Below are 10,157 nucleotides of genomic sequence, written 5' to 3' on the forward strand. Positions count from 1 at the left end.
TGGCCTTCGACGTGGCCGTGGCCAAGGTTTGCACGGGTGAAGCTGCCACCCTGGCCACCTCGGTTGCACACCAGGTGCACGGTGCCATCGGCTTTACCCACGAGCACACCCTGCATTTCGCCACCCGGCGCCTGTGGTCCTGGCGCGAAGAGTTCGGCAGCGATGCTCAGTGGGCCGAGGTGCTTGGCCAGGCAGCGATCGCTGCCGGCAGCGAGGGCTTTTGGGCAGGGCTGACAGCACGCAAGCTCTGACGATCGTGGCCATATGCACGAATGCCGCCGATACCGATGTCCGGCGGCGACACAGATCAGGAGTCGAAGCGGCTCAGCGAAGCGTACTGATCACAGCGCGATTCAGTCGCAGACTAACACCCGGCGCGCTCGGTTCAAGACCGGCGCGTCGACCATCTGCCCATCCACCTCGAACGCCGCCGCGCCGCAGGCCGAGGCAGCCACGACCCGTTGCGCCCAGGCCTTTTCCTCGGTGCTGGGGGCCATGGCGGCATGCAGCACCGCCACCTGGCGCGGATGAATGCACAAGGCGCCGCCCATGCCCATGTCACGACCACGGCGCATGGCGGCGGCCAGGCCCTGGTCGTCCGTGAACGCGGGGTAGACGCTGTCCAGCGGCGGCGCAAGAGCGTTGACCCGCGTATGCAGCAGCAAGGCGAAACGCACCTGGTCGAACACGGCGTCGCTGCCAGCGCTTTGTGCGTCAAACCCCAGATCCAGCGCCAGGTCGAGGGCACCGAACGTCAGGCGCTCGACCCCACTGCAAGCCGCGATGTGTTCGAGCGACAGCATGCCTCGGGCACTTTCGATAATCGGCCACACCGGCTTGCCGCTGGCCTCGCAGTGAATCACTTGCGCTGCCGATTCCGCCTTGGGCAGCAGGATCCCGACCACGCCCGCCTGCTCGCGGCACAGCTGCAGATCGGCCTCGTGTTCGCGGTGCCCGGCGGCGTTGACCCGCACCCGCAGGCGGACAGCCGGATGCTGCGCGAGAAAGGCCGCCAGGTGCGTGCGGGCCATCGCCTTGTCCTGGTCCGCCACAGCATCCTCGAAATCGACGATCACCCCATCGGTACCACTGGCCAAGGCCTTGGCAAAGCGTTCCGGGCGGTTGCCCGGCACGAACAAGGCCGAACGCATCAAGTCATGCACGCCCTGGGTCATGGTTGCAGCCCCTCGATGACACCGGTTTCGCTCATGTGCTGGATCTGCACGGCGCTGTAACCCAGCTCCGCCAACAGGCTTTTGCTGTGTTCGCCCAGGCCCGGTACTGCCGCGATCCTTGGGCTGAAGGCGCTGCTGCTGGCCGGTGGCAGCAACGTCGGTAGCGTGCCGACGGGGCTTGTCACTTCCGTCCAGCGTTGCCGCGCCTTGAGCTGCGGATGCGCCCACACCGCCGCCATGTCGTTGACCTGGGCATTGGCGATCTGCGCGGCGTCAAGTCGCTCGATGACCCTTGCAAGGCCCAACTGTGCAAACACCTCGACAATGATCTCGCGCAAAGCCTGACGGTTGTCCGAGCGCTTGAAGTTCGCGCAAAAGCGCTCATCGCCTTTCAATTCGGGGCGCTGCAGGACCTTGTCGCAGAACATCGCCCATTCGCGTTCGTTCTGCAGCCCCAGCATGACCGTGCCCTCTTCCCCGGCGGGAAACGGACCGTAGGGGTAGATCGTGGCGTGGGACGCGCCGGTACGTGGCGGTGGCGTGGCGTCCTCGAAGGCGTAATACATCGGGAAGCCCATCCACTCCACCAGGCTTTCGAGCATGGAGACATCGATCCGACTGCCCTGGCCGGTCTTGCCGCGCAGCAACAGCGCCGAAAGAATACCGGTGTAGGCGTACATCCCGGCAGAGATATCGGCAATGGAACAACCCGCCTTGGCCATCCCCTCCTCGGCGGCATCGCCGGTCACCGAGAGAAAACCGCTTTCGCTCTGAATCAACAGATCGTAGGCCTTCTTGTCCTGATAAGTGCCACCTTCGCCATAGCCGGAAATATCGCAGACGATCAGCCGTGGAAAACGCTCGTGCAGCGCCTCAAACGACAGCCCCATGCGCGCCGCTGCGCCCGGTGCGCCCGGTGCGAGGTTCTGCACCAGCACGTCGGCCTGCTGCAACAGCTTGTCGAGCACTTGCTCGGCTTCTGCCTGCTTGAGGTCCAGTGCCAGGCTTTCCTTGGAGCGGTTGGTCCAGACGAAATGCGACGCCATGCCCCGCACCCGTTGGTCATAACCCCGGGCAAAATCACCGGAGCCCGGGCGCTCGACTTTGATCACCCGCGCACCGAGGTCGGCCAGTTGGCGCGTACAGAATGGCGCGGCAATCGCGTGTTCCAGGCTGACCACGGTGATGCCATCGAGTGGGCGTGGGTTCAAGGGATCAGCACGCATCGCCACACTCCATCAAGCCATTGAGGTCGGCCGCATCGCGCAGCGCCCAGACGCGGCCAATCAGCACCCCGGCCCGGTCGCTGTCCAGCGCACCGGCAAAGGCCAGCAAACGGCGGAACTTGTCTTCGAGCTCTGCACGAGACAGGCTGTTGTCGGGGTCACCCTTGGGCGAATCAATGGCCGCCTTGAACAGGCGACTGTCGAGGGTTTGCACCTCGACCCGGCCCAGCCAGCGCTGCGGATAGGCGCCATCGACCTCGGCATTGAGCTGCATCGAGACCTTGTCGCGAAAGGTGCTGACACGCGAATCGGTCAACGCCAGTTGGTGAAACTCGGGAAGTCCCGCCTTGCCATGCACGGCGATCAGGCCGAGCACGGTGCCCATGGAAAACTTCGCCTGGTGCACACTCTGCGGCACGGTGACCCGCCCCAGCACGTCGATGGCACCCTGGTGTACGCGGGTTACCACGCTGGCGATCTGGTCATGCTGCAGTTGCTCGCGCTGCATCAACGCCAACAAGGCATCGGCAGCAGGATGGGTATGGCGGCACGAGGCGTGGAACTTGAACGACGTCTCCAGTAATGCCCAACGGCTGCCGAGGCGGTCGGACAGGCACGGCGGCCGCGCATCGCTGGACATGCCCGCAGCCATGCCCTGCTCGCCTTCGAGGATGTTGCGCGCACCGGTCAGGCCATCGGCGGTCAGGTAGGCCGCCAACAGGCCATCGGCGGCGGCCTTGGCGGTATGCAGTTGCTTGGAGTCCGCTGCGTCACGCAGGAACTCCCACAGCCCGGCGGCCTGGGTACCGGCGCTGCCGAGCAGGTTGATGAACGCTTCTTCATCGAAGTTCATCAGCTTGCCGACCGCCACCGCGGCGGCCAGGGTGCCGACGGTCGCGGTGGTGTGGAATAGGCGGTAATGCGAGCGGCCGAGGAACTCGCCAATGCGAATACCGGCCTCGTAGCCGGCCACCGAGGCCAGCAGCAGTTCCCGGCCGGACTTGCCCAGGTCCTGCGCCGCGGCAAGCACGGCGGGAAACACCACCGTTGCCGGGTGCAGCACGGAACTGTTGTGCAGGTCGTCTTGCTCCACCAAATGTGACGAAGCGGCATTGACCAGTGCGGCAAAATACGCCGACGTATGCTGGCCGTTGACCAGGATGATCGACGGGCCGGCGGTCGGCCCCATTTTCGCCGCGTAGCGCTCGAACAGCGGGATCGGATGCGCGCCCTGGCTGGCCAGGGCCGAGCCCAGCCAGTCGAGGAACAGGTCCTCGGTTCGCGCCAGTACGTCTTGTGGCAGATCGGTGTAATCCAGGCGGGCCAGGAACGCGGCGAGTGTGCGGGTATGACTCATGGTTCGGCCCCTTAGAAGCTGCGCGGCAGCTCGAGCAGATGCTCGGCCACGTAGGACAGGATCAGGTTGGTGGAAATCGGTGCGACCTGGTACAGGCGCGTTTCACGAAATTTGCGCTCGACGTCGTATTCGCAGGCGAAACCGAAACCGCCATGGGTTTGCAGGCAGGCGTTGGCCGCTTCCCAGGAGGCTTTGGCGGCCAGCAGTTTCGCCATGTTGGCACTCGCCCCGGCATTGATCCCGGCATCGTACTGCTCACAGGCGCGCCAGCGCATCAGGTCCGCCGCCTCGATCTCGATATGAGCCTCGGCAATCGGGAACTGCACGCCCTGGTTCTGGCCGATGGGGCGGCCGAACACCACGCGGTCACGGGCATAGGCGCTGGCCTTTTCGATAAACCAGCGACCATCACCGATGCATTCGGCGGCGATCAGGGTGCGCTCGGCGTTGAGGCCATCGAGGATGTACTTGAAGCCCTTGCCCTCCTCACCGATCAGGCTGTCGGCAGGGATTTCCAGGTTGTCGAAGAACAGCTCGTTGGTCTCGTGGTTGACCATGTTCGCAATCGGTTGCACGGTCAGCCCGTTGCCGATGGCTTCGCGCAGGTCGACGAGGAAAATCGACATACCTTCGGACTTTTTCTTCACTTGATCGAGCGGCGTGGTGCGGGCCAGCAGGATCATCAGGTCCGAATGCTGAATGCGCGAAATCCACACCTTCTGCCCGTTGATCACGTACTTGTCGCCCTTGCGCACGGCCGTGGTCTTGATCTTGGTGGTGTCGGTGCCGGTGGTGGGCTCGGTGACACCCATCGATTGCAGGCGCAGTTCGCCGCTGGCCAGCTTGGGCAAGTAGTAGCTTTTCTGCGCTTCGCTGCCGTTACGCAGCAAGGTGAACATGTTGTACATCTGCCCGTGGACGGTGCCGGAGTTACCACCGCAGCGGTTCACTTCTTCAAGGATGACCGACGCCTCGGCCAACCCCAGACCCGAACCGCCGTACTGCACCGGGATCATCGCGGCCAGCCAGCCGGCGTTGGTCAACGCCTCGACAAAGGCTTCGGGGAAGCCCTTTTGCTCGTCGATCCCGCGCCAGTAAGCGGCATCGAACTCGGCGCACAATGCGCGCACGCCTTCACGGATGGCATTGAGTTCTTCACTGTTGGGGTTCATCGCTATTCCTCGATTCTTGTTTTCACGGTGCAATGGCTGGAGGCATATCAAAGCAAGCCCCGAAAAAGATCAGTCGAATGTCAACTCGGCTTGCTGCGCCATACCGGCGTCATTACCGGCCCAGAGCTCGGCCTGGCCAGGCGCGACAATGCGCCCACCCACGCTGAATGGCTCAGGCGCGATCAGGGGGCGAATACCGCGATAGGCGAAGCGCCGCAGGCGCGACTGCGGATTGGCGCGACTGAAGGCGCGCAGGTTCAGCGTGGCAATCAGCGGCCCATGCACCACCAGGCCGGGATAGCCTTCGGTCTTAGTTGCATAAGGCCAGTCGTAATGAATGCGGTGACCGTTGAAGGTCACGGCGCTGTAGCGCAACAACAGGGTCGGCGTCGGCTCGACGCCCTCCTCCCAGTCGGCCACCGGCAACGCCTGGCTGCTGGAGAGCCTGGGAGGTGTCGGTTCGCGATAGACAATGTCCTGCTCTTCGCGGATGGTCAGGTCGCCGTCCTGCAGGTAGTCATGGCCCAGCGTCACGAACAGCAGCGAACCGGTGCGCCCGGCCTTCTCTTCGACATTCAGTACCGTGCTGACACGAGAAGCCTGAGCATCGACACGCAGTGGTTTGAAGAACTCGACACGCCCGCCGGCCCACATACGGTTGCGCTTGCCCGCCGGCGGCAGCAGGCCGCTACCCAGCGCCGGATGGCCATCGGCCCCCAGGCCGGCGGCATCGACTGCCGGCTGAAAAAACGCCCACTGCTAGAGTGGTGGCAAGGCCTCTCCTGCGCCTGGCGCCCTTTCACTCAGGGTCGCGGCAATGCGCTTGACCAGGCTGGCACTCAATCGTTCGTCAGTGTGTTCGCTGCGCCCAATCCAGGCAGCAAAAGGTGAGTCGTTCAAGGACTTTCTCCTGGGCCATGTCAATGTGGGGCCCAGCATGGCGAGGGGCTTGCGTTTCGCGAATCAGTCTTTTCATAATCCTGCGTTCGGATATGCGGAACGCAAAAAAACGTCCTTTTCTTTCTTGCGAGTAACCCATGCATTTCGATCTGGCTGACCTGCGTCTGTTCGTCCATATTGCCCAAGCGCCGAGCCTGACCCAGGGTGCGCGCAAGGCTTGCCTGTCGCCAGCGGCGGCCAGTGCCCGGATCAAGGCGCTGGAAAGCCAGCTGGGCAATCGCCTGCTCTATCGCGATAACCGAGGCGTCGAAGTCACCCCGGCAGGCCAACGCCTGCTGCACCATGCCCGGTTGATTCTGCGGCAGGTGGAGTACCTGAAAAGCGAGTTCACCGATTACGGTACGGATGCGACCGGGTATATCCGCATTTTTGCCAACACCACCGCCGTCACCGAGTTGCTGCCGCAAGTGCTGGCCGGCTTTCTCGCCCAGCGCCCGGGCGTCTCCGTAGACATTCAGGAAAAACTCAACCGGGACATCGTTCGCGGCGTCCTGGACGGCTCTTCAGACCTGGGCATCATTGCCGGGCCCGTGGTTGCCAAAGGCTTGCAGGTGCTGCACTTCAGCACCGACCGCCTGGTATTGGCGGTGCCCCGGGGCCACCCGCTGGCGCAATACCCACGCATCAGGCTGGCGGACACCTTGCAATATCCGCATATCGGCCTGCACGAAGGCAGCACCCTGAACAGCTTCATGCGCGAGCAGGTGGAAACCATCGGCGAAACCCTGTCGCTGCGTATCCAGCTGTCCAGCTTCGAGGCGATCTGCCGGATGATCGAAGCCGGCGTCGGTATCGGTGTCCTCCCGGAGACAGCAGCGCGCCGTCATAGCCTCAGCATGGCGCTGACGATCATCGAGCTGGATGAACCGTGGGTCATCCGAGAGCGCAGCATGCTGGTCAGAGACCTGGAGGCACTGCCCGGATGTGCGCGAGCCTTGATCGAGACACTGCAATCGAGCGTACAGATCCCGGCGTGACTGCCAGGCTTCGCCGGCAAAGCCTGCCCTTCAAAGCAGGGTGGTTGTCCATGCCCCCCATTCAGGGTAGCAGCAGCATTTCGCGGTGATCAGTAGGCTGTGCCAACTGCGCGGCATCCGGATGACCTGCTAGTGGAATGGCGATGAAAAATAAACAACATCACACGACTTACCCTGACCAACACGTAGCTCCCAGAGCTGGGGTGGCAGCCATGCCTGACTGTCCCCGTATCGGCATGCCCCGCGTATTGCGTGCACACTCACCTGACCGCGAGGCGCGGGCATTCCTGCGGATGGTCAATTTTTCGACCTGGCTGCACCCCGCCCAAAACTACTCGCTGCCCCGGCTGCGCCAGGCCTGGAGGCTGACGGCACTGGCGCTTGGGTGCCGACTCCCGGTGGCTTCGGTGACTGAGCAACTGATCGACGGGCCTGGCGGCGCGATAGCGCTGCGGATCTTCAAGCCTGACACGTCAGACCAACCGCGCCCGGCCTTCCTCTGGTATTACGGGGGTGGCTTCATCATCGGCGATCTGGACACCGCGGACGGGATCTGCCGCCGCATTGCGCTCGCTGCCGACTGTATCGTCATTGCCGTACGCTATCGTCTGGCACCGGAGCACGACCTGTCCGCAAGCCGCGAGGATGCCCTCGCGGCGCTCGATTGGGTCGCGCACAATGGCGCACAACGGGGTATCGATACGACTCGGCTGGCGATTGGCGGCGATTCGGCGGGCGGTAACCTCTGCGCTGCTGTGGCGCAAAAGATCCTGCGCCGCGGCGGCCCGGCACTGAGCCTGCAGGTAATGGTCTACCCGGCAACCGAGTTGGTGGAGAAGTTCCCCTCCTACGCGGAGAACTCGCAACGGCGCGCCCTGCTGACAGATCATGCGATTCAATGGATCGAACAGACCCTCGCCGGCCCGACCAGCACGCTGGATCTCCTGGACCCCTGGTATTCGCCACGCCGCAGCCCAGACCTGCGCGGCCTGCCGCCGGCGGTCATCGTCAGTGCCGGCTTCGACCCGATCCGCGATGACGGCCTGGACTATGCTGCCCGCCTGCGCGCAGCCGATGTGCCGGTGCAATTGCTGCACTACAAGGGCCAGTTTCATGGTTTTCTCAATTTCGACTCGATAAACAGTGCCAGCCGCGATGCCCTGCAGCGCATCGGTGATGCCCTGACGCAAGCGTTCGGCGCCCAACCCGCTCCCGACAAGACCATCGAGATCGCCGATAAAACACCCCGCCGGCACTCCCGCCTGCGCGTAACCGCGGGCGAATTGGCGACCTCTACCCTGACCGCCTGGGTAGCAACCGAGCGTTGCGGCGATACCCTGCTGCGCCTGCTCTCGCCAAAGGCGGCCAGCACCTGCCGGCGGATTTTGAGGCCCTGGCTCGTTCCCACCATCCTGATCCGCCGTAAGGCCATCTCCGGCCTTGACCTGCTGGCTGCACGCCAGACCTATCCAACAGAGAAAAATTGCACTGTGAACAATTGAGCGAGGAACACGCCATGGCACTCCCTGATCCACTGAAGATGTATCGCCAAGCCATTACCAAGTTCGAAAACGGGGTCAATGCTTTGGCCGCCCGCAATGTCGACTCCAAAGAACTCGGCCAGGTGATCAATCAGCTTTCCAAGGTCTCGCTGGGATTACAGCACCTGTCGGAAACGTCGCTCGAACAACTCTACAAGCGCATGGACCTGCCCAGACGCTCCGAAATCGCCGCGCTGGCCGCCGCCGTGCAGCGTGTAGAGGACAAGCTCGACCACCTGCTTCCCGCACCCATGAATCCGGCGATTGCACCGCGCCCGCCGCGCACGCGGCGTCCAGCGCTCGAGGTAGCACCGGCTGCTCCAGACACCAGGAAGGCGGCCCTCAGGCCGGCGGCCAAGCGTAGCCCTAAGGCAGGGGGGAAACCATGACTCGGCTGCATGACAACGAGGTCGCCGACACATCGTTGGCGAACCGGCTGCGATCAGAGGTCAGCATGATGATCCAGCGCAGCCTCAAGGGCCTGGAGTACCTCAGCACACCGGCACCGGCCGTGGGCATGACCCCCAAGACGCTGCTGCACCGGCGCGGCACGTTGAGCCTGTACCACTATCACGCAACCTCGGACGAGATCTACCGGGTACCGCTGCTATTGGTCATGGCGACGACCAACAAGGCGGCCATCTTCGATCTGGCCAAGGGGCAGAGCCTGATCGAATTCCTCCTCGCCCGCGGCTACGACGTCTATGTCATGGACTGGAATGCGCCGACTCGAGAAGAGGCACACCTGACGTTGGAGCACTATGTGCTCGACTTCATCCCGGACTGTATCGCCCGCGTGCAAAAGGACTCGGGGGTCGAAGACATCACGCTGATCGGCTACTGCATGGGCGGCGTGCTCGCAACCCTGTATGCGGCACTACATCCCGGCGGCCCGCTGAAGAACCTGGTGTGTTTCACCACGCCGATCGACTGGACGAAAATGCCCTTGGTCGGGCACCGTCATTTCAAGGCCGAGCGCTTGATCGATGCAACCGGTATCGTCCCGGCACAGACCGTCGTCAAGGTGATCGAAACCCATCGTCCCGCAGGCCGAATTGCCGGCAAGGTCCGGCTCTGGGACAACATGTGGAACGACGACTACGTCAAGGGCTACCGCAGGATGGCGAGCTTCGGTAGCGAGACCTTGCCACTTCCAGGCGCGTACTTCCGGCAGGTCAGCCAGCAGTTGGCGCAAAGGAACGGGCTCTATGAAGGAACCCTGCGCATCGGCGGCAAAGCGGTCGACCTGAAGAAAATCGAGGTGCCACTGCTGCACGTCATCGCCAAATATGACTCTCTGGTGCCACCGGAATGCGCGCAGCCGTTGGTGGCCGGCGTGGGTTCGCGTGACAAGGAAGAACTGATGCTGGCGGGCGGCCATGTCAGCCTGGTGGCGGGACCGGCCGCGGTCAAGCGGATGTGGCCCAGGCTCGATCAATGGTTAGGAGGACGATCCCTATGAGTACTGGCCATTGAGTTTGCCATTTAGTTGATCACGATACGCCCGGCACAGCGCTGGGCTTTAATGAGATGATCACCCCGACACCCTGCGAGGGCTACGCTTTCGCAGGGTTCATCCCGAATAGCCAACACGCACAAAGACAAAACCCCTACCTGCAGATGCAGATAGGGGTTTCGGAATTTAATCTTGACGATGACCTACTCTCACATGGGGAAACCCCACACTACCATCGGCGATGCATCGTTTCACTGCTGAGTTCGGGATGGGATCAGGTGGTTCCAATGCTC

Annotated in this window: 9 protein-coding genes, 1 rRNA gene and 1 pseudogene; 5 read left to right on the plus strand and 6 right to left on the minus strand. The window is 63.2% G+C overall.

Going from position 1 to position 10,157, the window contains the following annotated elements:
- The first annotated feature begins 11 nt into the window (after nt 1-11).
- The gene (locus F8N80_RS23580) at nt 12-251 is read left to right on the plus strand and encodes a hypothetical protein (RefSeq protein ID WP_224790748.1); all 240 of its coding nucleotides are present in this window, start codon (nt 12-14) and stop codon (nt 249-251) included.
- A gap of 102 nt (nt 252-353) precedes the next feature.
- On the opposite strand, the gene F8N80_RS23585 is transcribed toward F8N80_RS23580, so the two are convergent.
- From F8N80_RS23585 to F8N80_RS23605, 5 genes and pseudogenes are all read right to left on the minus strand, one after another.
- Nucleotides 354-1,175, minus strand: a complete 822-nt coding sequence (locus F8N80_RS23585) for an HpcH/HpaI aldolase/citrate lyase family protein (RefSeq protein ID WP_150784784.1) — start codon at nt 1,173-1,175, stop codon at nt 354-356.
- Nucleotides 1,172-2,401: a CaiB/BaiF CoA transferase family protein gene (locus F8N80_RS23590; RefSeq protein ID WP_150746325.1), complete on the minus strand. Its 1,230-nt coding sequence runs from the start codon at nt 2,399-2,401 to the stop codon at nt 1,172-1,174. Before F8N80_RS23590 ends, F8N80_RS23585 begins: the two co-directional genes overlap by 4 nt.
- Nucleotides 2,391-3,758, minus strand: a complete 1,368-nt coding sequence (locus F8N80_RS23595; protein ID WP_150746326.1) for an MmgE/PrpD family protein — start codon at nt 3,756-3,758, stop codon at nt 2,391-2,393. Before F8N80_RS23595 ends, F8N80_RS23590 begins: the two co-directional genes overlap by 11 nt.
- An 11-nt stretch (nt 3,759-3,769) precedes the next feature.
- The gene (locus F8N80_RS23600; protein WP_150746327.1) at nt 3,770-4,930 is read right to left on the minus strand and encodes an acyl-CoA dehydrogenase family protein; all 1,161 of its coding nucleotides are present in this window, start codon (nt 4,928-4,930) and stop codon (nt 3,770-3,772) included.
- 69 nt (nt 4,931-4,999) lie between these two features.
- Nucleotides 5,000-5,830: pseudogene (locus F8N80_RS23605) on the minus strand (FAS1-like dehydratase domain-containing protein).
- Between the two features lie 137 nt (nt 5,831-5,967).
- On the opposite strand from F8N80_RS23605, the gene F8N80_RS23610 reads away from it, so the two are divergent.
- The 4 genes from F8N80_RS23610 to F8N80_RS23625 all read left to right on the plus strand — a co-directional run bounded on the left by F8N80_RS23610 (nt 5,968) and on the right by F8N80_RS23625 (nt 9,870).
- Nucleotides 5,968-6,867 carry a LysR family transcriptional regulator gene (locus F8N80_RS23610; protein WP_150746329.1) on the plus strand — a complete coding sequence of 300 codons (900 nt, stop codon included), beginning with the start codon at nt 5,968-5,970 and terminating at the stop codon, nt 6,865-6,867.
- A 212-nt stretch (nt 6,868-7,079) separates the two neighbouring features.
- Nucleotides 7,080-8,369, plus strand: a complete 1,290-nt coding sequence (locus F8N80_RS23615) for an alpha/beta hydrolase (protein ID WP_191632968.1) — start codon at nt 7,080-7,082, stop codon at nt 8,367-8,369.
- Nucleotides 8,370-8,383: 14 nt separating this feature from the next.
- Complete coding sequence (locus F8N80_RS23620) at nt 8,384-8,797, plus strand: hypothetical protein (RefSeq protein WP_150746331.1); 414 nt, start codon at nt 8,384-8,386, stop codon at nt 8,795-8,797.
- Nucleotides 8,794-9,870, plus strand: coding sequence for an alpha/beta fold hydrolase (locus tag F8N80_RS23625; protein WP_224790749.1), 1,077 nt, complete (start codon nt 8,794-8,796; stop codon nt 9,868-9,870). Before F8N80_RS23620 ends, F8N80_RS23625 begins: the two co-directional genes overlap by 4 nt.
- 184 nt (nt 9,871-10,054) lie before the next feature.
- Here F8N80_RS23625 and rrf read toward each other — a convergent pair.
- A 5S ribosomal RNA gene (gene rrf, locus F8N80_RS23630) occupies nt 10,055-10,157 on the minus strand; the annotation flags it as partial.

Source organism: Pseudomonas fluorescens, assembly GCF_902497995.1.
Classification (GTDB): domain Bacteria; phylum Pseudomonadota; class Gammaproteobacteria; order Pseudomonadales; family Pseudomonadaceae; genus Aquipseudomonas; species Aquipseudomonas fluorescens_BK.

Excerpts from the sequence above, each read along its gene's own strand:
- F8N80_RS23610 (WP_150746329.1), top strand. The coding sequence starts at position 5,968 with ATGCATTTCGATCTGGCTGACCTGCGTCTGTTCGTCCATATTGCCCAA.
- F8N80_RS23625 (WP_224790749.1), top strand. The coding sequence starts at position 8,794 with ATGACTCGGCTGCATGACAACGAGGTCGCCGACACATCGTTGGCGAAC.
- F8N80_RS23590 (WP_150746325.1), bottom strand. The coding sequence starts at position 2,401 with ATGCGTGCTGATCCCTTGAACCCACGCCCACTCGATGGCATCACCGTG.
- F8N80_RS23595 (WP_150746326.1), bottom strand. The coding sequence starts at position 3,758 with ATGAGTCATACCCGCACACTCGCCGCGTTCCTGGCCCGCCTGGATTAC.
- F8N80_RS23585 (WP_150784784.1), bottom strand. The coding sequence starts at position 1,175 with ATGACCCAGGGCGTGCATGACTTGATGCGTTCGGCCTTGTTCGTGCCG.
- F8N80_RS23620 (WP_150746331.1), top strand. The coding sequence starts at position 8,384 with ATGGCACTCCCTGATCCACTGAAGATGTATCGCCAAGCCATTACCAAG.
- F8N80_RS23615 (WP_191632968.1), top strand. The coding sequence starts at position 7,080 with ATGCCTGACTGTCCCCGTATCGGCATGCCCCGCGTATTGCGTGCACAC.
- F8N80_RS23600 (WP_150746327.1), bottom strand. The coding sequence starts at position 4,930 with ATGAACCCCAACAGTGAAGAACTCAATGCCATCCGTGAAGGCGTGCGC.